This is a genomic window from Mesorhizobium sp. C432A (assembly GCF_030323145.1).
Classification (GTDB): domain Bacteria; phylum Pseudomonadota; class Alphaproteobacteria; order Rhizobiales; family Rhizobiaceae; genus Mesorhizobium.
Genome location: NZ_CP100470.1, coordinates 4,953,105 through 4,978,000 on the forward strand (window position 1 = coordinate 4,953,105; position 24,896 = coordinate 4,978,000).

At 62.9% G+C, this 24,896-nt stretch carries 30 protein-coding genes and 2 pseudogenes; 14 read left to right on the top strand and 18 right to left on the bottom strand.

Features of this window, described 5'->3' with window-relative positions:
- Positions 1-31: 31 nt before the first annotated feature.
- The 4 genes and pseudogenes from NLY33_RS24235 to NLY33_RS24250 form a co-directional block, all read right to left on the bottom strand.
- Positions 32-1,567 (bottom strand): DHA2 family efflux MFS transporter permease subunit, encoded by a 1,536-nt coding sequence (locus NLY33_RS24235; protein ID WP_023709707.1) that lies wholly within the window; start codon positions 1,565-1,567, stop codon positions 32-34.
- A gap of 349 nt (positions 1,568-1,916) precedes the next feature.
- Positions 1,917-3,134 (bottom strand): HlyD family secretion protein, encoded by a 1,218-nt coding sequence (locus tag NLY33_RS24240; RefSeq protein ID WP_023708518.1) that lies wholly within the window; start codon positions 3,132-3,134, stop codon positions 1,917-1,919.
- A complete protein-coding gene (locus NLY33_RS24245; protein ID WP_023705728.1) occupies positions 3,131-3,601 on the bottom strand; it encodes a MarR family winged helix-turn-helix transcriptional regulator in 471 nt (156 codons plus the stop codon). The genes NLY33_RS24240 and NLY33_RS24245 overlap by 4 nt, the downstream gene beginning before the upstream one ends.
- Before the next feature lie 126 nt (positions 3,602-3,727).
- Positions 3,728-3,935, bottom strand: a pseudogene (locus NLY33_RS24250) (iron chelate uptake ABC transporter family permease subunit); the annotation flags it as partial.
- Positions 3,936-4,062: 127 nt separating this feature from the next.
- Between NLY33_RS24250 and NLY33_RS24255 the strand changes: the two are divergent.
- Positions 4,063-4,893, top strand: a complete 831-nt coding sequence (locus tag NLY33_RS24255; protein ID WP_023708519.1) for an AraC family transcriptional regulator — start codon at positions 4,063-4,065, stop codon at positions 4,891-4,893.
- Between the two features lie 6 nt (positions 4,894-4,899).
- Here NLY33_RS24255 and NLY33_RS24260 read toward each other — a convergent pair whose 3' ends face one another.
- Both NLY33_RS24260 and NLY33_RS24265 read right to left on the bottom strand, forming a co-directional pair.
- Positions 4,900-5,850 carry a bifunctional helix-turn-helix transcriptional regulator/GNAT family N-acetyltransferase gene (locus tag NLY33_RS24260; RefSeq protein WP_023708520.1) on the bottom strand — a complete coding sequence of 317 codons (951 nt, stop codon included), beginning with the start codon at positions 5,848-5,850 and terminating at the stop codon, positions 4,900-4,902.
- A 79-nt stretch (positions 5,851-5,929) separates the two neighbouring features.
- Positions 5,930-7,117 carry an MFS transporter gene (locus NLY33_RS24265; protein WP_023709384.1) on the bottom strand — a complete coding sequence of 396 codons (1,188 nt, stop codon included), beginning with the start codon at positions 7,115-7,117 and terminating at the stop codon, positions 5,930-5,932.
- A gap of 170 nt (positions 7,118-7,287) precedes the next feature.
- On the opposite strand from NLY33_RS24265, the gene NLY33_RS24270 reads away from it, so the two are divergent.
- Complete coding sequence (locus NLY33_RS24270) at positions 7,288-7,914, top strand: TetR/AcrR family transcriptional regulator (protein ID WP_023708522.1); 627 nt, start codon at positions 7,288-7,290, stop codon at positions 7,912-7,914.
- On the opposite strand, the gene NLY33_RS24275 is transcribed toward NLY33_RS24270, so the two are convergent.
- On the bottom strand, positions 7,911-8,780 hold the full coding sequence (locus NLY33_RS24275) for a hypothetical protein (RefSeq protein WP_023708523.1): 870 nt from the start codon (positions 8,778-8,780) through the stop codon (positions 7,911-7,913). The genes NLY33_RS24270 and NLY33_RS24275 overlap by 4 nt on opposite strands.
- An 82-nt stretch (positions 8,781-8,862) precedes the next feature.
- Here NLY33_RS24275 and NLY33_RS24280 point away from each other — a divergent pair, with 82 nt between their 5' ends.
- The 3 genes from NLY33_RS24280 (at position 8,863) to groL (ending at position 11,862) form a co-directional block, all read left to right on the top strand.
- Positions 8,863-9,660 (top strand): class I SAM-dependent methyltransferase, encoded by a 798-nt coding sequence (locus tag NLY33_RS24280; protein WP_023708524.1) that lies wholly within the window; start codon positions 8,863-8,865, stop codon positions 9,658-9,660.
- A 185-nt stretch (positions 9,661-9,845) separates the two neighbouring features.
- Positions 9,846-10,142, top strand: a complete 297-nt coding sequence (gene groES / locus NLY33_RS24285; RefSeq protein ID WP_006203049.1) for a co-chaperone GroES — start codon at positions 9,846-9,848, stop codon at positions 10,140-10,142.
- 64 nt (positions 10,143-10,206) lie between these two features.
- Complete coding sequence (groL, locus tag NLY33_RS24290) at positions 10,207-11,862, top strand: chaperonin GroEL (RefSeq protein ID WP_023709705.1); 1,656 nt, start codon at positions 10,207-10,209, stop codon at positions 11,860-11,862.
- A gap of 71 nt (positions 11,863-11,933) precedes the next feature.
- On the opposite strand, the gene NLY33_RS24295 is transcribed toward groL, so the two are convergent.
- Complete coding sequence (locus NLY33_RS24295) at positions 11,934-12,542, bottom strand: TetR/AcrR family transcriptional regulator (protein ID WP_023709381.1); 609 nt, start codon at positions 12,540-12,542, stop codon at positions 11,934-11,936.
- Positions 12,543-12,644: 102 nt separating this feature from the next.
- Here NLY33_RS24295 and NLY33_RS24300 point away from each other — a divergent pair, with 102 nt between their 5' ends.
- From NLY33_RS24300 to NLY33_RS24315, 4 genes are read left to right on the top strand one after another with little or no spacing between them, the layout of a single operon-like run.
- Positions 12,645-13,655, top strand: coding sequence for a zinc-dependent alcohol dehydrogenase family protein (locus NLY33_RS24300; RefSeq protein WP_023705716.1), 1,011 nt, complete (start codon positions 12,645-12,647; stop codon positions 13,653-13,655).
- Between the two features lie 41 nt (positions 13,656-13,696).
- Positions 13,697-14,146, top strand: a complete 450-nt coding sequence (locus NLY33_RS24305) for an OsmC family peroxiredoxin (protein ID WP_023705715.1) — start codon at positions 13,697-13,699, stop codon at positions 14,144-14,146.
- A 17-nt stretch (positions 14,147-14,163) separates the two neighbouring features.
- Positions 14,164-14,550: a nuclear transport factor 2 family protein gene (locus NLY33_RS24310; RefSeq protein ID WP_023705714.1), complete on the top strand. Its 387-nt coding sequence runs from the start codon at positions 14,164-14,166 to the stop codon at positions 14,548-14,550.
- A gap of 46 nt (positions 14,551-14,596) precedes the next feature.
- On the top strand, positions 14,597-15,037 hold the full coding sequence (locus NLY33_RS24315) for a helix-turn-helix transcriptional regulator (RefSeq protein WP_023709380.1): 441 nt from the start codon (positions 14,597-14,599) through the stop codon (positions 15,035-15,037).
- 23 nt (positions 15,038-15,060) lie between these two features.
- Here the strand turns inward: NLY33_RS24315 and NLY33_RS24320 are convergent, their stop codons facing one another.
- From NLY33_RS24320 to NLY33_RS24355, 8 genes are all read right to left on the bottom strand, one after another.
- A complete protein-coding gene (locus tag NLY33_RS24320; protein ID WP_023671507.1) occupies positions 15,061-15,672 on the bottom strand; it encodes a LysE family translocator in 612 nt (203 codons plus the stop codon).
- 69 nt (positions 15,673-15,741) lie between these two features.
- A complete protein-coding gene (locus tag NLY33_RS24325) occupies positions 15,742-16,125 on the bottom strand; it encodes a YkgJ family cysteine cluster protein (protein WP_023709379.1) in 384 nt (127 codons plus the stop codon).
- A 4-nt stretch (positions 16,126-16,129) separates the two neighbouring features.
- Positions 16,130-16,294, bottom strand: coding sequence for a hypothetical protein (locus NLY33_RS24330; RefSeq protein ID WP_023705711.1), 165 nt, complete (start codon positions 16,292-16,294; stop codon positions 16,130-16,132).
- Position 16,295: 1 nt separating this feature from the next.
- A complete protein-coding gene (locus tag NLY33_RS24335) occupies positions 16,296-16,703 on the bottom strand; it encodes a hypothetical protein (RefSeq protein WP_023671504.1) in 408 nt (135 codons plus the stop codon).
- On the bottom strand, positions 16,703-16,927 hold the full coding sequence (locus tag NLY33_RS24340) for a hypothetical protein (RefSeq protein ID WP_023705710.1): 225 nt from the start codon (positions 16,925-16,927) through the stop codon (positions 16,703-16,705). Before NLY33_RS24340 ends, NLY33_RS24335 begins: the two co-directional genes overlap by 1 nt.
- A 292-nt stretch (positions 16,928-17,219) precedes the next feature.
- Positions 17,220-17,429, bottom strand: a complete 210-nt coding sequence (locus NLY33_RS24345; RefSeq protein ID WP_023671502.1) for a cold-shock protein — start codon at positions 17,427-17,429, stop codon at positions 17,220-17,222.
- A 466-nt stretch (positions 17,430-17,895) separates the two neighbouring features.
- Complete coding sequence (locus NLY33_RS24350) at positions 17,896-18,225, bottom strand: YciI family protein (protein ID WP_023705709.1); 330 nt, start codon at positions 18,223-18,225, stop codon at positions 17,896-17,898.
- A 29-nt stretch (positions 18,226-18,254) separates the two neighbouring features.
- Positions 18,255-18,908 carry a glutathione S-transferase family protein gene (locus NLY33_RS24355; RefSeq protein ID WP_023705708.1) on the bottom strand — a complete coding sequence of 218 codons (654 nt, stop codon included), beginning with the start codon at positions 18,906-18,908 and terminating at the stop codon, positions 18,255-18,257.
- A gap of 171 nt (positions 18,909-19,079) precedes the next feature.
- Here NLY33_RS24355 and NLY33_RS24360 point away from each other — a divergent pair, with 171 nt between their 5' ends.
- Positions 19,080-19,259 carry a CsbD family protein gene (locus tag NLY33_RS24360; RefSeq protein ID WP_023671498.1) on the top strand — a complete coding sequence of 60 codons (180 nt, stop codon included), beginning with the start codon at positions 19,080-19,082 and terminating at the stop codon, positions 19,257-19,259.
- 50 nt (positions 19,260-19,309) lie between these two features.
- Here the strand turns inward: NLY33_RS24360 and NLY33_RS24365 are convergent.
- Positions 19,310-20,433: pseudogene (locus NLY33_RS24365) on the bottom strand (metallophosphoesterase).
- A 132-nt stretch (positions 20,434-20,565) separates the two neighbouring features.
- Here NLY33_RS24365 and NLY33_RS24370 point away from each other — a divergent pair.
- The gene (locus tag NLY33_RS24370) at positions 20,566-21,159 is read left to right on the top strand and encodes a hypothetical protein (protein WP_023709704.1); all 594 of its coding nucleotides are present in this window, start codon (positions 20,566-20,568) and stop codon (positions 21,157-21,159) included.
- Positions 21,160-21,177: 18 nt separating this feature from the next.
- Here NLY33_RS24370 and NLY33_RS24375 read toward each other — a convergent pair whose 3' ends face one another.
- Positions 21,178-21,864, bottom strand: coding sequence for a TetR/AcrR family transcriptional regulator (locus tag NLY33_RS24375; RefSeq protein WP_023689911.1), 687 nt, complete (start codon positions 21,862-21,864; stop codon positions 21,178-21,180).
- 85 nt (positions 21,865-21,949) lie between these two features.
- On the opposite strand from NLY33_RS24375, the gene NLY33_RS24380 reads away from it, so the two are divergent.
- From NLY33_RS24380 to NLY33_RS24390, 3 genes are all read left to right on the top strand, one after another.
- Positions 21,950-22,711 carry an NIPSNAP family protein gene (locus tag NLY33_RS24380; RefSeq protein ID WP_023705704.1) on the top strand — a complete coding sequence of 254 codons (762 nt, stop codon included), beginning with the start codon at positions 21,950-21,952 and terminating at the stop codon, positions 22,709-22,711.
- A gap of 127 nt (positions 22,712-22,838) precedes the next feature.
- Positions 22,839-23,600, top strand: coding sequence for an SDR family NAD(P)-dependent oxidoreductase (locus NLY33_RS24385; RefSeq protein ID WP_023705703.1), 762 nt, complete (start codon positions 22,839-22,841; stop codon positions 23,598-23,600).
- A 4-nt stretch (positions 23,601-23,604) separates the two neighbouring features.
- Positions 23,605-24,690 carry a glycosyltransferase family 10 domain-containing protein gene (locus NLY33_RS24390; RefSeq protein WP_245262867.1) on the top strand — a complete coding sequence of 362 codons (1,086 nt, stop codon included), beginning with the start codon at positions 23,605-23,607 and terminating at the stop codon, positions 24,688-24,690.
- Positions 24,691-24,896 lie beyond the last annotated feature (206 nt).

Here is a 24,896-nt window from a genome sequence, read left to right on the forward strand (position 1 = left end):
ACCAGCTTGCTGCCAGCGACCGGCGCCCGCCTCAATCCATATGCGCGGCAGGAGCGGCCGCGCCGGCCGGAGCGGTCTTCGGCTTGCGCAGCAGGAAGACAAACGGAATGGCAACCAGCGTCATCACCATCAGCAGTTTGAAGTCGTTGACGTAGGAGATCATCATCGCCTGGATGTTGACCATGCGGTCCACCTGCGAAAGTGCCGTCGGATCGCCGCCTGCTGCCGCCGGCGAGGCCGCCCACAAATTGGGGTTGAACGGGTTGATGAAAGCCGACAGTTCGGTGTGATTGACCTGCGTGTTGCGCACCATGAGAACCGTCACCACCGACACGCCGATCGACGAACCGAGATTTCGAACCAGGCTGAACAGGGCCGTGGCGTCGGTGCGGAAGCGCACGTCGAGCGTGGCGAAGGCCACCGTCGACAGCGGCACGAACACCATGCCCATGCCCAGGCCCTGGATGACGCCGGAGCTGAGGATCAGCCAATCGTCCATCTGCGGCGTGAAGGAGGACATGGTGTAGAGCGACTGCGCGGTGAGCAGAAAGCCGATGACGACGAGGATCCGGGCGTCGATCCTGCTCATGAGCCGCCCAACGACAAGCATCGAAATCATCGTGCCGACACCGCGCGGCCCCAGGACGACGCCGATGGTGACGGTCGGATAGCCGAAGATGGTCGACAGCATCGGCGGCAGCAGCGACATCGAGGCCAGGATCAGCACGCCCATGACGAAGATGAAGGCCAGACCGGTGACGAAATTGCGGTCGAGGAAGATCTTGGGGTCGATGAAAGGCCGTTCCGCCGTCAGTGTATGGATGATGAAAACCCAGAAGCCGGTGATCGAAAGAGCAAGCTCGATCCAGATTTCGACCGAGGAAAACCAGTCGACCTCGCCGCCGCGGTCGAGCAGCAGCTGCAGCGCGCCGACGCCGAGCGAAATCATGGCGAAACCGAAGAAATCGAAGCTGCGGATCCGCCGGGCAACGACCGGCAAATAGGCTGCCATGCCGAGGAAGGCGATGATGCCGACCGGCAAATTGATGAAGAACACCCAGCGCCAGTTGAAATTCTCGGTCAGCCAACCGCCCAGCGTCGGACCCAGGATCGGCCCCAGCATGATGCCGGCGCCCCAGATGGCCATCGCCTGGCCGTGGCGTTCCCTGGGGTTGATGTCGAGCAGGAAGGTCTGCGACAGCGGCACGATGGCTGCGCCGAACACGCCCTGCATCAGCCGGAAGAACACTATGCTCTCCAGGCTCCAGGCAATACCGCACAGCATCGAGAACACGGTGAAGCCGACAACTGCCGCCAGGAACAGTTCCTTGCGGCCGAAGCGGTCGGCCAGCCAGCCGGTCACCGGCGTCATGATGGCGGCGGCAACGATGTAGGAGGTCAACACCCAGTTGATGTTGTCGGGCGAGGCGCCGAGGTCGCCGGTCATGGTCGGCAGCGCGACATTGGCGATCGTGGTGTCGAGCGCCTGCATGACCGTCGCCAGCATCAGCGCCACTGTGATCAGGCCGCGATGCGGCACTTCCTTGAAAGTTTCTGGTGTGGTCATCATGCGGAACTTCCGACAGGTAACAAAAACGTGTACACTAGGTTTCCGGGCGGCGAGGCCTTCTCTGGTGAAGAGACCCTCATCGCGGTGGGACGCGATCTATCGATGTGGGGGTTACATCGATCGAAGGTCTCGACACATCAGGCGCTTGCCGCCCGGAAATCCAAGGTCCGAAGGATGGGCGCCGAGATGGTCCAGGTTCTGGGCAGGCCGCGATGCGGCCCGGTCCAATCCACCCCTCGTTCAACCTGCCGTCGGACCGATCCTGTCATCTCAACTTCACCTCGCCTGCGGCGGGCGTTCTGCCGGGCCGTGATCCTGCTTTTCGAGATCACGGTCCATTCACAGTCTATTGTGCTTCGCCTGCGGTGGCGTGGCCGAAGATAGTGGGGAACCCGCGAGCAACGCCGGTATCCACCGTAACCGAGGCGCTCATGCCGGTGCGCAGCGCCATTTTGGCGTCGGCATCGGTCAGCTCCAGGCGCACCGGAATGCGCTGCGTGACCTTGACCCAGTTGCCGGTGGCGTTTTGAGCTGGCAGCAGCGAAAACTCCGCGCCGGTGCCGGCGCCGATCGCCTTGACGGTGGCCTCGAAAGTTCTGCCCGGATAGGTGTCGACGACGATCTCGGCCTTCTGGCCAGGCTTCATGTGGGTAAGCTGGGTTTCCTTGAAATTGGCATCGATCCAGGTGTCGCCGGTCTCGACCAACGCAAACAGCGGCGTGCCGGAACCGACATACTGGCCGACCTTGAACGAGGAGGCCTGGCTGATGACGCCGTCGGCCGGCGCCTTGACCGTGGTCTGCGCCAGATCGTAGGCGGCCTTGTCGCGCGCGGCGAGTGCGGCCATCACCGTCGGATGCTTGTCGGTCTCGATATCGGGATTGCCGGCGAGAGCCGCCTTGGCGCTGACGATGCCTTGCTCGGCAACGGCCAGTTGCTGCCTGGCCTTGTCGAGATCGTTCTTGGCCTCGTCCAGCGACGATTTGGCGTTGATGCCCTTCTGGGCAAGGTCGGCGGCGCGGTCATACTGCGACTGCGCGTAGTCGACCTGGCTGGCATCGGACTTTTCCTGCGCCAGTGCCTGGCTGTAGGCGGCGCGCAGCTGTTCGATTCCGACGCGTGCGACTGCGACCGCCGCGTCGGCCTGGGCTAACGCGATCCGGTAGGGCTCGGGGTCGACGGCAAACAGCACATCGCCCTGCTTGACCTGCTGATTGTCCGAGATGCCGACCTGAACGATGCGGCCGGCCGTGTCCGAGGCGATCGACACCTTGGCCTGCTGCAAATTGGCGTTCTCGGTTTCCTGATAGCGGCCGCCGGTCACCCAGACATAACCGCCACCAATGGCCAGCGCGGCCGGCAGGGCGACCGTCAGCAGCAAGCGGCCGATGCGGCGCTTCTTGACCGGAGCCGGAGCGGGTTGAACCGGGGGAGCCACCGCGACAGGTGCTGCGGCCGGCTGTGCAGGCGCTTCGGCAGCCGGCTGTGCAGGCGCTTCGGCAGCCGGCTGTGCCGGCGTCTCGATCTTGGTAACATTCTCGTCTAGTTTGGCTGCCGCGTTCATGCTGCTGCCCCTTCCGTACTCTTCAAGGACGACGTCTCGCCGTCCGCCAGGTTTTGCACGATGGTGTCCAGCGCCCGGATCAGGACGCGGCGGTCGTCCGGCGAAACGCCGACCAGCGATTCCTCATAAACTTCGCCCGCAAGGCTTTTGACCTCGGCATAGGCCGCGTTCGCCTTGGCTGTCGGGAAGATCATGCGCACGCGCCGGTCAGTTGCATCGGAGCGCCGTTCGATCCAGCCGCCCTCCTCCATCCGGTCGACGAGGCGTGAAACGCTGATCGGCTCGATTTCGAGAAGTTCGGCGAGGCGAGCCTGGGCGACGCCGGCCTCCTTGGCGACGCGAACCAGAAGCCGCCATTGTGCCGAGGAAAGGCCAAGACCGCTGGCGCGCGCCTCGAAGCGCTTGCGCATAAGGCGCTGCACGTCGTGGATCAAAAAGCCCAATCTATCTATGCCGTCGGAAACCATGAGCGGTATATATTATAAGCGTGCTTACCATTCAAGGCGCCGCATTGCGCCAGAGCCGAAAAAGAGGGATGGCAGCCATGCAGATGCGGTCACGGCACAGGCAATGACGGTTGCGGATGACCTCCCGACCGAGACGTGAATTGCCGTCGAGAACGCCGTGAGAAGAAAGGTCGTCTTGCGCGTCCTCGCCACCGGCACACCTAAGCTTTCGGCGGCATTTCGCCGGCGGCGAAGGCATCGAGCCGGCGGTGGTTCCACAGGGCATAGGCAAGGATGGTGCCCGCACCCAGCGCGCCCGGATATTGTCCCAGCGAGCCAGGCCGAGGCCGCCCAGCAGCGGCTTTCCACGATGGTGACCTGCCACAGTCGACCAGCGCCCTTCGATTTTACGACAGGCGCAATTTCGATCAAACTGGCCTCGCAAAAGCCGACAAAATGTGCCGCCAAATGCGAGGAGACCTATGAACCCGACCGAGAAAGCGCTGTGGTTTGTCGAGAGCCATCTGCCGGAAGCGATCTCGCTTGAAGATGTCGCGCAAAGCAGCGGCGTCTCGCGCTTTCATGTGACGCGCGCCTTTGGCGCCGCCACCGGCCGTTCGGTGATGGGCTATATGCGCGCGCGCCGGCTGACCGAAGCGGCGCGCAAGCTGGCTTCCGGCGCGCCCGACATCCTCGCGGTCGCGCTCGATGCCGGCTACGCCTCGCACGAAGCCTTCACCCGCGCCTTCCGCGACCAGTTCGGCACGACGCCGGAACTGGTGCGCGCGCAGGGCAGCCTCAGCAATCTCGATCTCGTGGAGCCGATCCTGATGGACCAGTCCTTCCTCGCCTCACTGCCGCCGCCGCGCTTCGAGACCGGCCGTCCCTTCCTCATTGCCGGCATCGGCGAGCGCTACAGTTGCGAAACCAGCGCGGCCATTCCGATGCAGTGGCAGCGCTTCGGTCCCTATATCGGCAACATTCCGGGCGAGACCGGTGACGTCGCCTATGGCGTCTGCGTCAATGGCGACGATGCCGGCAATTTCGACTATATCGCCGGGGTCGAAGTTTCGGATTTCTCGGACCTGCCGAAGGAGCTTTCGCGGGTGCGGGTGCCGGCGCAGAAATACGCCGTGTTCACCCATGCCGAGCACATCTCCACCATCCGCCGCACCGTCAACACGATCTGGAACAAATGGCTGCCGGCCTCGGGGCACGATATAGCCGACGGCCCCGAATTCGAGCGCTACGGCCCGGAGTTCGATCCGCGCAGCGGCAATGGCGGGCTGGAGATATGGGTCCCGGTGGCCTGAACGCCGCTACAGCTCCAGGTTCCAGTTCTGGCCGACCAGATCCTTGCCGAAGGCGTGATGGCGCTCTTCGTCCACCAGCCTGAAGCCGGCACTCTCGTAGATGTGGCGGGCGGCGGTCAGGATGTCGTTGGTCCATAGGGTCAGCGTCTTGTAGCCCTTGGCACGAGCAAAGCCGATGCACTCCTGAACCAGCCGCTTGCCAATGCCGAGGCCGCGCGCCGATGGTTCGACATAGAGCAGGCGCAGCTTCGCCACCGCGTCGGATTTGCGCACGACGAAGACCGAGCCGACCACCTCCCCTTGCCGTTCGGCAATCCAGCTGCGTTCCCATTCTGGATCGAAGGATTTTACGAAGGCGCCGAGGATTTCGGCGACCAGCGCCTCGTAGGTTTCGTCCCAGCCATAGTCCTGTGCGTAGATCTGTCCTTGGCGGCGCACCACCCAGCCGATGTCGCCGACCTGCAAGGGGCGCAGCATATACGGCACTTTGGACTCCGGGCTGTCGCCCAGGAGTTGCTGCACCGTCTGCATGGCCTTGACCAGCCGGTCCTGTTCGGCAGCAGGAAGCCGCTCCAGCAAGGCCGCGACCTGGTCGTGCGAAGCCCGGTTCAGCGGCGCGAAGGCCTGCCGCCCCGCCGGCGTTAGCGTGATCGACGATTGCCGCGCATCCGACGCCAGCGCCGCGCGCGAAATCAGCTGCAGGTGCTCGAACTTCTTCAGGAGCCGGCTGACATAACCGGCATCGAGGCCGAGATCGCGAATGAGATCGCTGGCGGTCAGGCCATCGCGATGCGCCAGTTCGTAGAGCACCCGCGCCTCGGTCAGCGAGAAGGCGCTTTTCAGCAGGCCTTCGTCGAGCAGACCTATCTGGCGGGTGTAGAAGCGGTTGAAAGCCCGCACCGCGTCGATGCGCTCGTTGCCGGGTTGATGATGGCCGGGTTGATGATGGATCGTCATGGGAAGCCTCCTGCCCATCAACGATCGGTCATTTATTTGACTTAGTCAAGTATGTACGAGATGCTCACGCGGTCGCTTCTCAGGCGATCGCGCGGCGCCGCCGCGCGATCACGACGAACAGGCCGAGCAGCACGAGGCTGGCCGCCGCGCTGGCGGCGGCAAATTCCGGCACCGGGCGAAAATCCTTGCCGTCGATCAGCAGCGATGCCGCGACCGGGCCGATCGCCAGACCGAAAAGCTGGGCTGCCGGCACCAGAAGCACGGCCGTGCGCGTCTCGTCGGCGGTGATCGCCAGCCGGATCTGATAGGGCACGATGAACAGAAGGATGAAGCCCATGATCAAGGCCGCGACCCAGAAAACCGTCAGGCCGGGGCTGCCGGCGAGCACCAGGGAACTGGCGACCGCAACAACGCCGATCGCCGCGATGGCGAAGCGGTAGTCGATACTCGCCTCGAAGACGGTAGCCGTCATTGCGCCCAGCACCTGCAATGCGAGGCTGGCCGAGACGATCAGGCCGACGGTGCGGCCATCGATTCCGTATTGTGCGCCAAGCGGCTCCAGAAACGCCCAGACCGAGCCGAAGAACATGAAGTAGCAGAAGACGCACAGCAAAGCGGCAAGCGAAGGAACGGTCAGCACATTGCTGAACTGTTCCTCCTTGGGCAGGTCGGCATAGCTATCCGGGACGATGAAGGCGGCGGCCACCGAGGCGATGCAGACGACGGCAAGAACGATGAAGCCGCCTGCCGATCCGGCGGACGGGATGACGTAAAGCGCCAGCAGCAGGGCGAGGGCGCATTGCGCCAGGGTCTGAAGGGTGACGAAGAAGCCGCCGATGCGCTCGGCCCGGCGCGAACGGGCGATCAGTTCCGTGGCGACCGCCACCAGCCCGCCCTCGGCGAGGCCCGCCACCGCGCGGGCGGCAATCAGCGAGGTCGAGGTCAGCGCATAGGCGGTCGCGCAGTTAGCCAGCGCCAGCAAGAGCAAAAGGCAGGCACTTTTCGAGCGCATATTGTGGGCGGACAGCATCATGGCGATGACCGCCGATCCGATGCCGATGGCGATCATCTCCGCCGTGGCGACCAGCGCGAGTTCGTCACCGCTGACATGCCCTTCGGTGTAGAGCGCGCCAAGAAGCACCGGCTGCAACCCGAGAATCAGCAGGCCGACCGAGCCGATCCACAATGCCGAGGCGAGCTGCGCCCCAGTCGGGTTGCCGACCAGCCAGTCGCCATTCCCGGCATCGGCGTTACCAGCAGAAGTCACGGTCGCCTCCCAACGTCCTTGCCTGTCGGCAAAAAAACTGACAGTCTGTCAGCATTTAGAAACTGATACTCGATCATATTCGTTTGTCAATCAGTAGCGGGACTTGGCACCAACAAGGCTGGGGATGGTCTTGGCGATCGAATGGTCTGGGCGATCGAGAGGATGGCGGCATGAACGAAGCAGTGCAGATGACGACCGAACCGAGGCGCAGGCCCAAACAGGAGCGCAGCCGCGAGCGCATCGACGCCATCCTGTCGACGACCATGCGGCTGATCGGCGAGAAAGGCATCGACGCCGTCACCATGAAGGAAGTCGGCGCACAGGCCGGCGGGCCGATCGCCACTGTCTATCATTATTTTCCCAACAAGTCGGCGATCCTGGCGATGCTCTACGAGCGGTTCTCCGAAGCGAGCCGCGCCCGGCTTGCCGCCATCGTTGCGGACATTGGCGGGCTGGGCGACGTCATCGCGGCGGCCGACCGGCTGCTCGACGACTACTATGAGCGCGTCGCCGGCGACCCCGCCATTCAGGACCTGCAAAACGCCATCCAGGCCGACAAGGCGCTGAAGAATCTCGACATCGCCGAAACCCGGCGCCAGGCGACGATGTTCTGCGACCATGTCGGCCCCTTTCTCGCAGCCGAGCGACGCGATGAGTTCGGCCGTATGGTTTTCCTGATCTTCCAACTGGCCGGCGGCGTCGTGCGCATGGCGCTGACCCAGGACCAAGAGGAAAGCCGCCACACCATCGAGGACTACCGGTCGATCATCCATACGCAGTTGGGGCTGTTTCTCTAGCGGCCGATTCGACCCCGTCCGGTCGGGTGGATGAGGTTTTCGAAGCCGTCGGCCAGGTTGGCGGTGCCGGCGGCAACGATCTTCGACAGGTTTCTGGCGCGACCCGGGGTCTTGTTGGCATCGAGCAGCACGGCCCTGCCCTCATGCACGACAAAGTCGAATTTGCCATAGTCGAAGCCCAGCTTCCGACGCAAGGCGCGCAATTCGTCGGGAACCGCAACCGGCTCCCGGCGGATGGTGTCGTCGCCCTTGACCAGGCGCTGCGGCGAGACATAGCGGGTGCAGCGCTCCCGATCGCCACAGAAAATCCAGAACCGCGCCGCAAACCCGTCGGGCTCGATTTCGGGAATGAATTTTTCCACGATCAGGTCGGCACGCCTGAAAATCTCCGGCGCCACATCGGCCAGCGAGGCATGCACCTGATAGCGGTCGAAGGTCTGCGCGCCCGGAAAAGGCACTGCCTTGCCGGCGCGAACGGATTTTCGGTTGAGCTGCTCCTCGGGCGTCCCCCAATGATTGAGGTTGCTCTTGACGATGACCTGGCCGCTCCAGTTGGCACCCTCCTCGAGGATCGCACCGCTGATGCGGCGCTTGGAAATGTCGGTTGCACCAAGATTGAGACAAATCGGAAATCCGCGCGCGTAGTCGACATAGTCCGATGGCGTCACTGTCGCGTCGACATGCAGGACGGCAATATCGGCGTTATGACTTGCCGAGGGTCCACGCATGATCTGCACGGAGTGACCGCGCCGTTTCAACTCCGCCAGGACGTCGAACAGCATGTAGGGGCTGTGCTGGCGCAGCAGGAGGCCCCGCCGGCTCTGGAAGCGGTCAAATTCATGCGTTATGACGGCAATGCGGGCCATGGCCTTTCCTGCATGAGGTAACTCGCAAGGCAACCAACAGCCTGGAAGGAAATATGTCCAGCCTTTCCCCAAACCGTTCCGCATGACTGAGCATTGGGACGCAATTCGCCGTCATTGGCGGCTTCTCGGGTCGCCGCTGTGTCCGCCCCCGGAAGCTGTCGCCGCCTATGAGCGCGAACTTAGGCTGCAATCAGTCGATGTGGTGCTGCTCGGGGTCACGCCGGAGCTTGCCGGCCTCGGAAGGACCATGCTCGCGATCGACGAGTCCACTGCCATGATATCGGGCATCTGGCCGGGCGATACCGCCTCACGCAAGGCGGTGATCGGCAACTGGCTGGAGTTGCCGCTGGGCGACGAAAGCGCCGGGGCGGTGATCGGCGACGGCTGCCTGTCGGCGCTGGACTCCTCGGTTGCACGGCAGGCGCTGCTTGCCGAGATCGCGCGTGTACTGAAGTCCGGTGGGCGGGCTGCATTGCGCGCCTATGCAAGTCCTCAGGTACAGGATGATCTGCAGGAGGTCCGGGCGCTGACGCTTTCCGGTGGTGTCGCGACCTTCCACGAACTCAAATGGCGCATTGCCATGGCTTGTGCAGGCAGCGATCCCGACCGCGCCATTCCGGTGCGGGCGATCCTCGATGCCTTCGATGCGCTGTTTGCCGACCGGGAGGCCCTTGCCGCGACGACCGGATGGGAGATGCCGGTGATCGGCACCATCGATGTCTATGCGAATTCGCAGACTGTCTACAGTTTCGCCCCGGCGGCGACGCTGGTCGAAGAGGCGAGCCGGTTTTTCGGCCGTGTCCGCCTCGCACCGACAGGGGCTTATGGGCTGGCGGAACGATGCCCGCTTCTGGTGCTTGAATCGCCGCGGCGCCCGTAGGGTCTGCCGTCGGATCGCGGCACGGCTCCAATTGGCACAATTGTGCTCACCGTTCGCCTTGACTCTCGAAAGCCACGCGCTTATTTCAGCGCGACGTTAGCACTCTCTCCAGGTGAGTGCTAACGCACATCCGGCACCGCCGGATCGAGGAACAGCTCTCACCGTTCTCATTCGAGGAAGAAAAAATGGCAAAGTCGAAGTTCCGCCCGCTTCATGACCGCGTGGTCGTACGCCGGGTCGAATCCGAATCCAAGACCGCCGGCGGGATCATCATCCCGGATACGGCAAAGGAAAAGCCGCAGGAAGGCGAGATCATCGCCGTCGGCTCCGGCGCTCGCGACGAAGCCGGCAAGCTGGTCCCGCTGGACGTCAAGGCCGGCGACCGCATCCTGTTCGGCAAGTGGTCGGGCACCGAAGTCAAGCTCAATGGCGAAGACCTTCTGATCATGAAGGAATCCGACATTATGGGCATCATCGGCTGATTATCGGCCTCACCGTCAACTGAATTTCGGGCTTGATCGCAAGCCCCCTGCCAGGAGCTAAAAAATGGCTGCTAAAGACGTAAAATTCTCCCGCGACGCCCGCGAGCGCATGCTGCGCGGCGTCAACATCCTCGCCGACGCAGTGAAGGTCACGCTCGGCCCCAAGGGCCGCAACGTCGTCATCGACAAGTCGTTCGGCGCACCGCGCATCACCAAGGACGGCGTCACCGTCGCCAAGGAAATCGAGCTTGAAGACAAGTTCGAAAACATGGGCGCGCAGATGGTCCGCGAAGTTGCTTCGAAGACCAACGACATCGCCGGCGACGGCACCACGACCGCGACCGTCCTGGCGCAGTCGATCGTCCAGGAAGGCCACAAGGCCGTTGCCGCCGGCATGAACCCGATGGACCTGAAGCGCGGCATCGACCTGGCCGTGACCGAAGTCGTCGCGGCTCTCGGCAAGGCTGCCAAGAAGATCAAGACCTCCGAGGAAGTTGCCCAGGTCGGCACGATCTCCGCCAATGGCGACGAGTCGGTCGGCGCCATGATCGCCGAAGCGATGCAGAAGGTCGGCAATGAAGGGGTCATCACGGTTGAAGAAGCCAAGACCGCCGAGACCGAGCTGGAAGTCGTCGAAGGCATGCAGTTCGACCGCGGCTATCTCTCGCCCTACTTCGTCACCAACGCCGACAAGATGGTTGCCGAGCTCGAGGACGTCTACATCCTCCTGCACGAGAAGAAGCTCTCCAACCTCCAGGCCATGCTGCCGGTTCTCGAAGCCGTCGTGCAGACCTCAAAGCCGCTGCTCATCATCTCGGAAGACGTCGAAGGCGAGGCTCTGGCCACGCTGGTTGTCAACAAGCTGCGCGGCGGCCTGAAGATCGCCGCCGTCAAGGCGCCTGGCTTCGGTGATCGCCGCAAGGCCATGCTGGAAGACATTGCCATCCTCACCGGTGGCCAGGTCATCTCGGAAGACCTCGGCATCAAGCTCGAGAATGTCGGCCTCAACATGCTCGGCCGCGCCAAGAAGGTGTCGATCTCCAAGGAGAACACCACCATCGTCGACGGCGCCGGCAAGAAGGCCGAGATCCAGGGCCGCGTTGCCCAGATCAAGCAGCAGATCGAAGAGACCACGTCGGACTACGACAAGGAGAAGCTGCAGGAACGTCTGGCGAAGCTCGCCGGCGGCGTTGCGGTGATCCGTGTCGGCGGCGCGACGGAAGTCGAAGTCAAGGAAAAGAAGGACCGCGTCGATGACGCTCTCAACGCGACCCGCGCGGCCGTGGAAGAAGGCATCGTTGCAGGCGGCGGCGTCGCTCTCCTGCGCGCTTCGGCCAACATCAAGGTCACCGGCGTCAATGCCGACCAGGCTGCCGGCATCAACATCGTTCGTCGTGCACTGCAGGCTCCGGCCCGTCAGATCGCTTCGAACGCAGGTGCTGAAGCTTCGATCGTTGCCGGCAAGATCCTCGACAACAAGGGCGCGACCTACGGCTACAACGCCCAGACCGGCGAGTATGGCGACATGATCGCCATGGGCATCGTCGACCCGGTCAAGGTCGTTCGTACCGCTCTCCAGGACGCGGCTTCGGTCGCCGGCCTGCTCGTCACCACCGAAGCCATGATCGCGGAGGCTCCCAAGAAGGAGTCTGCTGGCGGCGGCATGCCTGGCGGCATGGGCGGCGGCGGCATGGGCGGCATGGGCGGTATGGATTTCTAATCCAAGCTATCTGGCTTATGCATACGGAAAGGGCGCCGAGAGGCGCCCTTTTTGTTTTGGAAAGCGGATGGTTAGGCGGCGCTGTCCGCCTGCCGCGCAACCTTGCCTGCAAGCACCGCCTGCTCGACAAGCGCCGCCACCTCGTCGGCCACCACCAGCACCGGGCCACGATCGCGGGTGGCCCTCGCAATCACCATCAGCCCTTCCAGCGAGGATTCGACCAGCAGTGCCAGGGCATGCGCCCGGCGTTCGGGCACTCCTGCCCTGACAAAGGCCTGTCGCAGCAAGCCGATCCATTGCTCGAAAGCCGATCGGCAGAGTTCCGCCAGTTCCGGCACATCGGTGGGTGAATCCAGCACCACCGGCGCGATGGGGCAACCCAGCGAAAAATCATTGTCCTCCAGCATGCGCCCGACCGACTGGTATATGTGATGGACGGCCACTGCAGGATCGCTCTCGGCTGCCAGTGCTTCGCCCAGCCTTTTCGTGACGTCGGCAACGCTGTTGCGCGTCACCTCGATGACCAGTTGGTCCTTGCCGCCTGGGAAATGAAAATAGAGCGAGCCGCGCGGCGCCCCGCTGGCGCCCAGAATGTCGTTGAGCGAGGTGCCGCGATAGCCGCGCTGCCTGAGCAACAGGCCTGTGGTCTCAAGTATGCGGGTGCGGGTGTCGTTGGCCATGTCAACCTCTGTCAGCAGTGACGCATTATAGGGCCTTGCCAAGAATATGACAATCGGTCTATATAATATGTAAATCAGTCTATATATTACAAGGAGAGTGACATGCGCAGCTACCGTCTTGAAGGGTTTGGTGGAACCGAATCCCTGGCGATGCGCGACGAGGCGCGGACGGAACCGAAACCGCATGAGATCGTGGTGCGAGTCCGCGCCGCCTCGCTCAATCGGCGCGACACGATGATCCTTGGCGGCACCTATCCGTTGCCGCCGCGGCAAGGCATCGTGCCGCTGAGCGACGGCGCCGGTGACGTCGTCGCAATCGGCGATGCCGCTACCCGTTTTGCCGTCGGCGACCGCGTCACCGGCAGCTACTTCGCCCGCTGGATCGATGGCCGCATCAATGCCGGTCTGATCGACCAGCTCGGCTGTACGCTGGACGGCATGCTGACTGAGTTTGCCGTGCTCGACGAACAATGGGCGGCGCGACTGCCCGATCATCTGAGCTGGCACGAAGCGGCGACGCTGACCTGCGCCGGCGTGACGGCCTGGAACGCGGTGACCGGGACCCGGATTCCGAAGCCTGGTCAATGGGTTTTCACCATCGGTTCGGGTGGCGTTTCGCTGTTTGCTCTGCAGTTCGCCAAGTTGCTCGGCTGCCGGGTTGTCGCCATCACATCGCGCGCGGAGAAGGCCGACAGGCTGCGGGCGCTGGGCGCCGACCTCGTTGTCTCCAGCACCGACATACCGGAATGGGGCGGCTGGGCGCGCGAGCAGACAGGCGGCATCGACCTCGTCGTCGAAACCGGCGGCCCGGCCACCTTCGCGCAGTCGCTGATTGCCAGCACGCTTTATGGACACATCGTGCTGCTGACGCTGCAGGACGCTAGTGGCAGATCGATCGAGATGCCGGCAGCGCTTTATCAGCGCAGCCTCGTCACCATCAGCCGCCTGTTCGTCGGCAGCCGCAGCAATCTCGAAGCCATGCTGCGCGCCGTGTCGCAGCATCGCCTCAAGCCCGTTATCGACAGGGTCTTCCCCTTTGCCGAAGCCCCCGAAGCGTACCGCCACTTCCAGCAGGGCGACGTGTTCGGGAAGGTTGTCATCGACTGCGCCTGACCCAATTGCCCGCTTTTCAACCCCGAATCAGGAGAACGACCATGACCATCCGTGAAGCTTCCGCAGAATGGCAAGGCACACTGAAGGAAGGCGGCGGCCGTCTGCGGCTTGGCAGCGGCGTCTTCGAAGGCGCCTATTCCTTTCCGTCGCGGTTCGAGAACGGTCCGGGCACCAATCCCGAAGAGCTGATCGGGGCAGCACATGCCGGCTGCTTCTCGATGGCGCTGACCTTCATCCTCGGCCAGGAAGGCCACGTCGCCCGCACCATCCGCACCGTCGCCAAGGTGCATCTCGGCGCGACCGCCGCCGGGCCGACGATCACCCGCATCGAGCTCGAAACGGAAGCAGAGATTCCCGGCCTTCAGCCTGCCGAATTCCAGCGTATGGCGGAGACGGCGAAGACGACCTGCCTTGTCTCCCGCGCTTTGGCCGGCGTTACAACCATCACCCTCAAGGCCGAGCTGGCCGCCACCACTGCCACGGAACAATGAAAACCAGGAGGTATGAGATGAGCCAGGACAGCATCACGAGCATTCATCCGGGCGACCACTCTAGCCAGACGGCCGAGATCATGCGTCGCTTCAACGATGTGTTCCAGTTGCACGATCCGTCCGCGCTTGCCGAGTTGGTGGCGCAGGATTGCGTTATCGAAAACACCGTGCCGGCGCCGGACGGCGCCCGCCATGCCGGCAAAGAGGCATGCATTGACCTATGGTCGGCGATCGCCACCCAGCCCGGCACGCGCTTCGACCTCGAGGAAACCTTCGTCGCCGGCGAACGGGCGACGATCCGCTGGCGCTACTTCATGGCCGGCGGCAACTCCATCCGCGGCGTCAATCTGATGCGCGTCGCGGATGGGCTGATCGTCGAGGCGATGGGTTACGTCAAGGGATAGAAGCGTTGTCACGGAGGTGGCGCAAAAGCGCGCAGGCAGTGAAACGGTGCTCACCAAACTGAGCGAACTGATGTTTGTCGACGTGTTGCGCCGTTACTTGGAATCGCTGCCGCCACAAACCACGGGATGGCTGGCTGGCCTGCGCGATCCAAACCTGGCGAGGGCACTGGCGCTGATCCACGACCGGCCGGCGCATAACTGGACGGTGGAGGCGCTGGCGAAGGACTCCGCGCTGTCGCGCAGCGTGCTCGCCGAACGCTTCACCAGGCTGGTCGGCATGCCGCCAATGCATTATCTCGCCAAATGGCGCATGCAGATCGCCTCGGAGCTGCTCAGCGCCGGCACCAGCAACATGGCCAGCATTGCCGCTGAAATCGGCTACGAATCCGAGGCAGCGTTCAGCCGCGCCTTCAAGAAGATGATCGGCCTTCCGCCCTCGGCCTGGCGTCTAGGCATCCGGACCGGATCCGGAACCGACGAAGAGTAGGCCGAGGCCTGGCAGCTCCTGTTCTATCGATCAGCCAGCGCCAGCTTGGCGCCAAGCATGACAAAGGCGCCGGCGAAGGTGCGGCGCATCCAGGTCAGCACCATCGGCCGCGACACGACATGGCTGCGGATCGAGGCCGCAAAGATGCCGTAAGCGACGAAGACGACGAAGGTCAGTAGCATGAAGACGCTCGAGAGTTCGAGCATCTTGGCAAATGCGTTCGGTTCGGTCGTGCTGACGAATTGCGGCAGGAAGGCAAAGAAGAAGATCGACAGCTTCGGGTTCAGGATGTTGATCAGGATACCGGAGGTGATGACCTTGGCTGCCGAGCGGGGTGCCGCGTTTTCATCGACGCTCAGGCCGCCCTTCTCGTTCAGCGTGTTCCAGGCCATGTAGAGGAGATAGGCGACGCCGAGATATTTCAGCGTCTCGAAGGCGACAGCACTTGTGTGCAGCAGCGCCGCCAAGCCGGTGATGGCGGCGGCCATATGCGGGATGATGCCAAGCGTGCAGCCGAATGCAGCAGTGATCGAGGCGCGCGCGCCTCGCGAAAGCCCGGCGCTCAGCGTGTAGAGAACGCCGGTGCCGGGCGAAGCCACAACGATCAGCGACGTCAACAGAAATTCGATGCTCATGGTTCCTCCGACGCCCTGCCCGTGGTCGAAGCTATCGGGGGATGTGGGATGAGGCAAGGTGGGCGTCGGCTAGATCGTTGGCATCCCGTGCGCCTTGCGCGCCATCAGGCAATCGTCGCCGCCAGGCATGCAGGCGTGGCAGACGTCCGGGCGGATCTCGTAGATGCCGCAGGCCGTGTGCTTGCCGATCTCGCCCGTAAGCGCCGAACAGCGCACGCCCTCGCAGCGCATGCCGGACAGGTCGGCGGACACGAACTTTTCCGGAATCCGGTCAAGTTGCGCATCGTCCTCGGTCGAGAAGCGCGGCCATTCGGCCGAGTAGGAGCAGCAGGCGCCGCAGCTCTGGCAATCGAAGATTGCGGCCGCGCCGGCGTCCTCGTCGCCAGACAAAAAGTCGGTGGCGCCAGCCAGGCCGGCAGGCGCTATGGACCGACGACCGGCATCTTGCGGCAAGGCGCTATTTCTTCTTCTTGCCCTTCGGCGCGTCCGCCGGCGACTTGAACAGGTCGGTCGCAGCCTCTGTGGCCTCGGCGGCCTTTGGCGCGGCAGCGGGCTTGGCCTGCTTTGCAGTGGCAGCAGCCGGCGCTGCCGGCTGATCCTTGGTGGAAAACTTTATGGCCATGTCAGTCCTCGTCGGAAAAGCGGGATGATGGTGCGCGCGGATTGCGCAAGCGGCCGATCAGCGCCGAGACCGCTGTGATGTTCATTTCCTCGGGCGACCAGTTCCTCGCCTCGGCAATGTGGTGCGCCGCCAGTTCGCGATGCGTGCTGCCGCTATAGGCGGCATCCTGGTAGGTCACGCGCTCCTGGGTCTTTTTGTCCTCGCGGACATATTCGACCAGATAGTTCGGGGCTTCGGCACGGCCGCGCACGCCGACGCGCACCTGGGCATCGCCATGCGCGCGCTTGCAGCGCTCGAGCTTTTCCAGCACACGGCGGACATATTCGACCGGCTTGTCCAGGCCCGGGACCATGGACGCGATGGTCGCATCGGCATCGATCGGCGTCGGCGGTACGCGCTTGGTGGCCATCAGCGTTTGCCTGCCCGCTTCGGCAGCGTCGCAAGGGCTGCGGCCGCCGCCATGTCGTCGGCTTCCTTTTCCTTGCGCAGTTCGCGCAAGCGCGCGGTCTTGGCTTCGCGAGCCTCGCTGACGGCATCACGCTCGGACAGGATGCGGTTGAGTGACATCGACTGGGTTTGCGTCTTGCTGAACAGCGAGCCGGCCTGGTCGGCGGTCTTGGATTGCGTGGTCAAAACTTTCTCCTGTCGGGAGCCTGGTGCCGATAGAGCGAGAGCGGTCTTCGATTAGGACCAAAGCAATACGGCAGCGGGGCAGTATGGGCGGTTCAGATTGCTGGAGCGTCCCTTAGCACGTTCCGGCCGGCGTGCGGCGCACTTTTAGCGGCATGACGCACAAAATGAAAAAGGCCAGGCACCGCCTGACCTTCCATGAAAGCGCCGCGCATCCAGTTGGATGCGCAAGGCGCTCCTTTCAGCCTTTCATCGGTGCCAGTACATCCGTGGTCACCGGAAGGCCGAATCCTTATCAGGCCGCCTTCAACTGGTCGGCGGACATCTTGCCCGACTTGTTGTCGCGGGTCATCTCGTAGCCGAGCTTCTGACCCTCGACGATGTCACGCATGCCGGCGCGCTCTACGGCCGAGATGTGGACAAAAACGTCGGCGGAGCCGTCGTCAGGCTGAATAAAACCAAAACCTTTGGTGGCGTTGAACCATTTCACTGTGCCGGTGGCCATGAAGAACCCTTTCCCTGGCAAATATTCGTTCACCATCGTGCGACTGCACAACAGCGTTTTGTCTCGATTTTTGATGGGGAAGTTCGTCAAAGGCGCGCATGCATGCGCGGATAACAAAAGTCGGTCAAACAAATATCGACATGTTTCTTATAGACTTCTTTTAGCGCCGAGTCAATTTCTGGTTTGCCCGCAGCCCAAATTCAACCTGAGGATGCCTGAGGCATAAGCCTCAACTGACGAGGTGGCGGAGCGCAAGGCGTTCCCAAAAAATATTCCACGCCCCGGAACCAATCGCAAGCCGGCGCATTTCCGTGGTGTCAGCAATTCAGAGAGCAATCTCAGTAATGCTGGCAAAAGGACGCTTCCCGCACATTAAACGGTGCGAGAGGCGTTCTTGTATGTGCCGTTATCTGACACAATTTCCAAGGGAAAACCGTTTCACACTTTTCCTTAAACTTACGCTCGCCTACAGGATCGCGCTGATCAGCGGCAGGATCTCGTAGCGGAAACCACGGCCGGAGTTCGACACCGGATCGCCGTCGGTGACCGCTCTTGCCTCGGCTTCGCTGCCGACACGCAGGATCAGCAGACCCCAAGGGCCGGCCGGGTCGGCGACCGGCCCGGCCAGGATCATGGTGCCCTCGGCAAGCTTGCCGCGCAGATAGTCGGCATGCCGGCCCATCAACTCCCTCTCCTCCTCCGTCAGGGTGAAGGCGAAGTCCGGCCGAGGCGGGATCAGCCGGCAGTGGAAGATTGTTGGCGCGGTAGTCTCACGCGGTCCATCATTGCCGGCCATCGGTCACTCACCGTGATGTCACTAGTGTCCTATTCGTCCGGGCCGGGTTCCGGCCAGGTCTCCTTCGCTGCTTCCGCATACCAGTGCCGCATCGCCGGCGTTGCCAACACGGCGTCGACATAGGCGCGCGTGTCGGGCGCGAGCTTGCCGCCATAGGTGTCGAAGCGGGTGACGACAGGTGCATACATGGCATCGGCCGCGGTGAAATGACCGAACAGGAAGGGGCCGCCCTTGCCGTATTGTTCCCGGCACTGGCGCCAGATCGTTTCGATGCGCGCGCGCTGCATGTCGCCTTCGGCGTCGAGCGGCTTGTGGGCCTTCGGCCGGCGCAAATTCATCGGCCAGCCATAGCGCACCTCGCGAAAGCCGGAATGCATCTCGGTCGCCACCGAGCGAGCCAAGGCGCGGGCGCCGATATCCTGCGGCCAAAGTTTTTTCTCAGGAAACAGGTCGGCCAGATATTCAAGGATGGCAAGGGTTTCCCAGACGATCCTGCCATTGTGATTCAACACTGGCACCAGGCCGGTCGGCGACACTTTCGCCAGATTGGCAAAAGTCTCGGGCGTGCGCAGGCGCACGAAACCTTCCTCGAACGGGATCTCCAGATGCTTCATCGCCACCCATGGCCTCAGCGACCAGGACGAAAAGCACTTGTTGGCGATGATGAGCGTAAATTCAGCCAAGGCGGTCTCCCCAAAATTTCGTCACACTAGTCACATGATACGACGCGGCAAAGCGTTTCGGCGACCATATAAGCGACCAGATGCGACGATGATCGCCGCCCAGGGAACCTAAGCCAAGCCGGCCCGTTTGCCTCCTGCGAATGAATCCCCGGAATCCCAGGAGATGCAAAGATGGTGAACAAGGATCAGGTTGCCGGCGTGGCCAAGCAGGTCAAGGGCTCGGTCAAGGAGGCCGGCGGCAAGGCGACCGGCAACAGGCAGACCCAGGCCGAAGGCACGGCCGACAAGACCGCCGGCAAGGTGCAGAAGGTCTATGGCGACGTGAAGGACAAGATCAAAAAGGCGCTCTGATTCGATCTTGCAGGCAATGAGGAAGGCGGCTCAAGGCCGCCTTTTTCTTGTCAGAGGCTGAGGCTCTTGCTGAAGGCGCTGGTGAACTTGACCCCGCCCCGGTCGCCCGCCGCCTCGCCCAGCACCACGTCCATGCCGTCCCCGGTTACCCTCACCAGCGCGAAGCCACCCATATAGGCAGCCTTCGGCTTGAACAGGTCGAGGCCATCGCTTTTGTAGATCAGAGGCACTTCGTGCTGATGGCCATGGAAGATGGCGATGACATTGTAGCCCTTCAGCGCCGCCAGCATCGCCTGGCGGTCGGCCTCGCTCCACCAGTGCGGCGCGCCTGCGCCGTCATCGTCATAGGTGCGCTTGGCCGGGTCCCAGCGCTCGACCGAGAAAGTGTCCCAGCCATAGTGCTGGAACAGGATGACGGGACGGCCATCCGCCGCGTAGGTCGCCAGATCCTGCTTCAGCCACGGCAGGCTGCTCACCGCGCCATGGCCGGTGTCGCCGGCAAAGCGGTGGGTCTGGACGAGATGCAGGCCGCCCCAGTCCCAGGAATAGCAGTCGGTGTCGACATCGTATTCGGTGGCCGGCACCGGGGGCTTGAAGAACACGCCGGGGCGGTGGTTGACCTCGACATAGTCGCGCAGTTCACGCCGATACCAGTCACATGGGGCGGCGAGCCATTCTGGTCGAGATCGTGGTTGCCGAGGCCGACATAGACCGGCATGTGCACGCGGTCCGGGCCGACGCCTTGTTGATAGCGCTGGCTGAACTGCAACAGTTGCGTGCCTTCGCTGGGCTCGGTGATCTGGCCGCCGCCATCGTCGGTGATGTCGCCGCCGACGACGAGGCCGAGCGGCGCGCCGATGCGGCTGCCGGCCGAATGCAGGCCAGTGGCGACGCCGTCGATCTCGGCCGGCCATTGCCGGTCGGCGAGGCTGTTGAGAGCGGCGACATTGCGCAGCAAGGCGGCGTCGGTCTTGCCTTCCTCCAGGCAGTTGGGGCTGAGGCCGCTCGACATGCGGCAGGCATGGACGTCGGCGATGAACAGAAAGGTGGCGTCGATGGGCTGGATGCGCTTGCCGGTCTGGCCAAGCGCGGCGCGCGGCAGCATGCCAGCCATGGCAAGGCCGGCTGCCTGTGCGAGGAAATTGCGACGGGAGAGGACGAGCTTGCGATTCATGACCTGAAATTCAGCACAGCCGGCGCCCCACCGTCCAGTTGCCAGGAATGGCAGGTCGACACGGCACTGTGGCTCTGGCATTTCTTGGGTCATGCTGGCGCGCAGCAAATACAAGCAGAGGGGGAGGATTTCATGAGAGCCGTTTCGATAGGCGTGGTGCTGGCTGGGTTGCTACCGGCGGCTGCGGTGCATGCCGCCGATTGTGTCGACGCAAAATCGGCCAAGGCCGGCTTCGTTCTGGAAATGCCCGGCGTCCGCAGCGAGTTTCGGCCGGTGGCCGGCGGCATGGTGTCCGTCGCCAACACCTACGAATCGCAATCACCGCAGACACAGTTCCTGTTTGCAGGCCTGGTCGAAGTGTTTCGCGACAGCGGTACCGGACGGGTGGCGACGATCCCGTTTTCCGATCTGCGAAAACTGTTTCCGCTGAAGACGGGAGCCAAGAGCACGATCGAATTCGTCGAGCTGTCGCCGAACAAGCAGCCGAAGAGCACCAAGACACTGAGCCTGGTCGTCAAGGGCAAGGAGACGTTCAGCGTCGGCGGCTGCAAATACAACGTGCTGGCGGTCACGGAGACCTTCAAGAACGGCGCCGGCGAAACGCTGGACACATTTACCGCGCTTTATGCTCCCGATCTGCAAGCGTCTCTCGCCCGGCGCTACGACGAAGGGACCAGCGCGGAATCGGTGAACGGTTACGAGACGATCAAGCCGCTTTCCAACTAGAACAGCGCAGTTCCGGCCTCAAGGTTTTCCCGGCCGCAGCAGGATCCTGCGACGCCGCTTCGCTCTGCTCGGGAATGGCGGCGTTGAGCTGCCTTGAAGTTCGGCCAGGCAATCGCGCAGCACGCTGGCATCCTGTGCCGCCTTGGCCATCGACATGGCGCCGGAATAGGCGGCGATGGCGAGTGCCGCAAAGCGCTCGGGGTCGGTGCCCTGCTCCCTCCCCGACTGCTGGTCGGCTCGCACCTTGTCGGCAACCGCCTGACGCCATCCGGCAAAGATATCGTCCAGAGCGGCGCGGAAATCCGGGTCAGCGAGCGACAGTTCATGCGCCAGATTGTTGAGCGGACAGCCGCGCACGAAGCCTTGCTGCTCAAGCTCGGTCGCCACCGCCTCGAACACCGCGCGCACGCCTTCGCGCGCCGAGCCTGCCGCCCGTACAGGGTTGATCCAGGTTTCATCGAGGGCCGCTGCCACGCGCTCCTCGATCACCGCCAGAGCGAGCGCCTTCTTGGTCGGGAAATGATGATGCAGCGCGCCGCCGCTGACGCCTGCGGTCGTCATCAACTCGCCAAGAGCTGATGCATGATAGCCACGCGCCTGGAACGACGCTTCGGCGATATCGAGCACCTTGTTGCGCAGCCCTTCGGGATCGTTGGTGCGTTTTCGCGGCGGCCCTTTCGGAGCCCGAGCAATCTCTGCTGACATTTGCCAACGATAGCAGATTGACAAAACAGGACAACCGGTCTGTTTTATAAACCGGATGATCATCCTGTTTTTTGGAGACGACACAATGACCGTACCCCTGAATGCGCCTGCGACGGCAAGCCTGCTCGCTTCGCCTGTCGTCGAGTTGCGGCAGTACACGCTGAAGCCGGGCCGGCGCGAGACGCTGATCGACATCTTCGACAGTCGGTTCATCGAAGGCCAGGAACACGCCGGCATGACCATCATCGGACAGTTCCGCGACCTCGACCGCCCCGACATATTCGTCTGGCTGCGCGGCTTCGATGGCATGGAAGCGCGGAAGCAGGCGCTCACCGCCTTCTATGACGGGCCGGTGTGGACGGCGCACCGCGACGCCGCCAATGCGACGATGATCGATTCCGACGATGTGCTGCTCTTGAAGGCGGCATGGCCAGGCGCCGGCTTCGATCTGTCAGGCGCGCAGCGAGGCGCCATGGCGGCGGATGGAAAGCCAAGCGCAGACAATGGCTTGACCGGTGTTGTTGTCATCCAGATTCATCATCTGCGGTCTGGCGCCGAAGCCGATTTCGCCGGCAATTTCGAAACGGATGCCGTTCCGGTCCTTATCGGCGCCGGCGGACGGTTGCTTGGCGCCTTCATCACCGAGCACGCCGAAAACAGCTTTCCCCGCCTGCCGGTGCGCTTGAGCGAAAACGTCTTTATCGCGGTGACGGGTTTCAACAGTCCCGAGGCGCATGCCAGTTACGAAGCCGCAGTTGCCGCTTCGCCCCAATGGCAAGCGGCCGATGTGACCTGGCGGACCGAAACCTTGCGCCTGACGCCGACGTCGCAGTCGCTGCTGCGGTAACCGGATCGGCACGCGGCCAACCGAAGTTCATACTGAGCGATAGGCCGGCGGCTTGACCGCCCTCGCCGATCGGCATTGCCTTCGTGACGCGGGCAACAGCGAGAGCATTCGATGCGACTGGCCTTCAATGAGACTTTCTGGCAAACGAGCACTGGTGACCGGCGGCTCGGACGGCATCGGCCTGGCGATATCGGAAGCTTTCTTGCGCGAGGGCGCCGACGTGCTGATCGTCGGTCGCGACACCAGCAAGCTCGAGACCGCCCGCGAGACCCTTGCGGCGGAGGGCAACGTCGGCACCCAGTCGGCCGATCTCTCGACCTCTTCCGGCATCGATGCCGTGGTCGATCGCGCGAAAGCAACCGGCCCACTCGACATCCTCGTCAACAATGCCGGCGTCGCCTATCTGGTGCCGTTCGAGACCGTCACCGAGCACCAATTCCAGCAATCCTTCGCGCTCAATGTGACGGCGGCGTTCTTCCTTACCCAGCGGCTGCTGCCGCATCTCGGCGCCAACGCCTCCGTCATCAACATCTCGTCCTACTTCGCCGACAAGATGATCCCGAAGCGGCCGTCGAGCCTGTATTCCTTGTCCAAGGGCGCGCTGAATTCGCTGACCAAGTCGCTGGCCTTCGAGCTTGGTCCGCGCGGCATCAGGGTCAATGCGATTGCGCCCGGCACGGTCGACACCGCCATGCGGCGCAAGTCGATCGACAACCTGCCGGCGGCAGCGCAAGCCGAGCTGAAAACCTATGTCGAGCGCAGCTACCCGCTCGGCCGCATCGGCCAGACCAGCGATCTTGCCGGCATCGCCGTCTATCTCGCCAGCGATGAGGCGGCGTGGACCAGCGGCGGCATTTTCGCGATCGATGGCGGGTATACGGCGGGGTGACCGTTTGGACGGCCCTCGGCCTCGAACAAGCGGAGCACTTGACCAAACTTCCGATACCGCGTCTGTCTGCAGATTGAGCAATGCTTCAGACATTCGTGGTGCCATGCCGTCTATCGATCCACTGATCCTCTTCTACACAACGTTCTTCAGCAAACCCGTCGATATCGCGTCGATACAGTGCGAAATGCCCGGGCGGTGGACACTGGACAAACGACGGATTTCCGAGGCCGCGGCAGTCGTCTTCCATATTCCGAACTTTCGCGAAGTTGGCGATGCCTACAAATACCCTGGTCAATATTGGGTCGCCTGGTCGATGGAATGCGGCCAAAACTACAAGCGACTTGCCGACCCCAAAATCATGCGGCACTTCGATATCATCATGACGCATGAATCCCGGTCCGATGTCTGGGTACCCTACCTTCCGCGTGCGGTGTGGTGGAAAGATGCGCTGGCCAGACCAATCGTGCCGAAAACGGAAGAAGCGCCGGTCGCACTCTTCCAGTCGGCCGGCCTGAATTATAGCGGCCGTGTCGATCTGGCGAACGAACTGGCGCGCCACATGAAGATCGATTCTTATGGCCGATATCGCAACAACCGATCGGTCTCTGGCCCCGATCTGGGCTCGAAGACCAAGATCGAAACCATTGCGCGGCACAAATTCTGCCTGGCCATGGAGAACTCGATCGAGGCCGACTATGTCACCGAGAAAATCTATGACGCGTTCATGGCCGGCACGGTGCCGATCTACCTTGGCGCTCCCAATGTGGACGAGTTCGTTCCGGAGCACTCCTTTATTGACGCCAGGGCCTTCGCCAGCGCCAGCGATCTTGCAGCCTATCTCCAGCGCCTGATAGCAACGCCGCAAGACTACGAGGCTTATTTCGACTGGCGCTCAAAGCCATTGCCCGACAATCTCGTCAAACGGGTGCAATCATTGGAAACACCCGCGTTCTGCAGACTGATGAGCGTCGTGCGCCAGCGTCTGGAGGCGCGGACAAGCAAGCCTTCCGGACGGCGAACACTTCCGTTCGGCTATAGATCCTATCTCAGGACAAAGCTGCGCCGCTGGAGGAAAAAGGTTCCGAGCTGACGGTCCGCGATCAGGCGCGCTTTCAGCAAAATACGGAGGACAAAGAGCGTCCCTTGCGACGTCGAGACGGCTTCGACCTTGCCGCCATGCATCTTGGCAATCCCCGAGGCTATGTGGAGGCGCTCCCAGGGTGGACTTGAAATTCTCGGCTTCGCGATCCGAAGCTCGATCCGGATGCGATGCCGGATTTTGGTCGGGAAACTGAA

What these genes read in the sequence shown, in the direction of transcription:
- NLY33_RS24260 (WP_023708520.1), bottom strand. Translation starts at nt 5,850, where the DNA reads ATGACGATCCATCATCAACCCGGCCATCATCAACCCGGCAACGAGCGC.
- NLY33_RS24300 (WP_023705716.1), top strand. Translation starts at nt 12,645, where the DNA reads ATGCGCAGCTACCGTCTTGAAGGGTTTGGTGGAACCGAATCCCTGGCG.
- NLY33_RS24305 (WP_023705715.1), top strand. Translation starts at nt 13,697, where the DNA reads ATGACCATCCGTGAAGCTTCCGCAGAATGGCAAGGCACACTGAAGGAA.
- NLY33_RS24235 (WP_023709707.1), bottom strand. Translation starts at nt 1,567, where the DNA reads ATGACCACACCAGAAACTTTCAAGGAAGTGCCGCATCGCGGCCTGATC.
- NLY33_RS24375 (WP_023689911.1), bottom strand. Translation starts at nt 21,864, where the DNA reads ATGTCAGCAGAGATTGCTCGGGCTCCGAAAGGGCCGCCGCGAAAACGC.
- NLY33_RS24255 (WP_023708519.1), top strand. Translation starts at nt 4,063, where the DNA reads ATGAACCCGACCGAGAAAGCGCTGTGGTTTGTCGAGAGCCATCTGCCG.
- NLY33_RS24380 (WP_023705704.1), top strand. Translation starts at nt 21,950, where the DNA reads ATGACCGTACCCCTGAATGCGCCTGCGACGGCAAGCCTGCTCGCTTCG.
- groES (WP_006203049.1), top strand. Translation starts at nt 9,846, where the DNA reads ATGGCAAAGTCGAAGTTCCGCCCGCTTCATGACCGCGTGGTCGTACGC.
- NLY33_RS24320 (WP_023671507.1), bottom strand. Translation starts at nt 15,672, where the DNA reads ATGAGCATCGAATTTCTGTTGACGTCGCTGATCGTTGTGGCTTCGCCC.
- NLY33_RS24310 (WP_023705714.1), top strand. Translation starts at nt 14,164, where the DNA reads ATGAGCCAGGACAGCATCACGAGCATTCATCCGGGCGACCACTCTAGC.
- NLY33_RS24370 (WP_023709704.1), top strand. Translation starts at nt 20,566, where the DNA reads ATGAGAGCCGTTTCGATAGGCGTGGTGCTGGCTGGGTTGCTACCGGCG.
- NLY33_RS24295 (WP_023709381.1), bottom strand. Translation starts at nt 12,542, where the DNA reads ATGGCCAACGACACCCGCACCCGCATACTTGAGACCACAGGCCTGTTG.
- NLY33_RS24385 (WP_023705703.1), top strand. Translation starts at nt 22,839, where the DNA reads ATGAGACTTTCTGGCAAACGAGCACTGGTGACCGGCGGCTCGGACGGC.
- NLY33_RS24280 (WP_023708524.1), top strand. Translation starts at nt 8,863, where the DNA reads ATGACTGAGCATTGGGACGCAATTCGCCGTCATTGGCGGCTTCTCGGG.
- groL (WP_023709705.1), top strand. Translation starts at nt 10,207, where the DNA reads ATGGCTGCTAAAGACGTAAAATTCTCCCGCGACGCCCGCGAGCGCATG.
- NLY33_RS24275 (WP_023708523.1), bottom strand. Translation starts at nt 8,780, where the DNA reads ATGGCCCGCATTGCCGTCATAACGCATGAATTTGACCGCTTCCAGAGC.
- NLY33_RS24345 (WP_023671502.1), bottom strand. Translation starts at nt 17,429, where the DNA reads ATGGCCACCGGCACAGTGAAATGGTTCAACGCCACCAAAGGTTTTGGT.
- NLY33_RS24335 (WP_023671504.1), bottom strand. Translation starts at nt 16,703, where the DNA reads ATGGCCACCAAGCGCGTACCGCCGACGCCGATCGATGCCGATGCGACC.
- NLY33_RS24350 (WP_023705709.1), bottom strand. Translation starts at nt 18,225, where the DNA reads ATGGCCGGCAATGATGGACCGCGTGAGACTACCGCGCCAACAATCTTC.
- NLY33_RS24360 (WP_023671498.1), top strand. Translation starts at nt 19,080, where the DNA reads ATGGTGAACAAGGATCAGGTTGCCGGCGTGGCCAAGCAGGTCAAGGGC.
- NLY33_RS24245 (WP_023705728.1), bottom strand. Translation starts at nt 3,601, where the DNA reads ATGGTTTCCGACGGCATAGATAGATTGGGCTTTTTGATCCACGACGTG.
- NLY33_RS24330 (WP_023705711.1), bottom strand. Translation starts at nt 16,294, where the DNA reads ATGGCCATAAAGTTTTCCACCAAGGATCAGCCGGCAGCGCCGGCTGCT.
- NLY33_RS24270 (WP_023708522.1), top strand. Translation starts at nt 7,288, where the DNA reads ATGAACGAAGCAGTGCAGATGACGACCGAACCGAGGCGCAGGCCCAAA.
- NLY33_RS24240 (WP_023708518.1), bottom strand. Translation starts at nt 3,134, where the DNA reads ATGAACGCGGCAGCCAAACTAGACGAGAATGTTACCAAGATCGAGACG.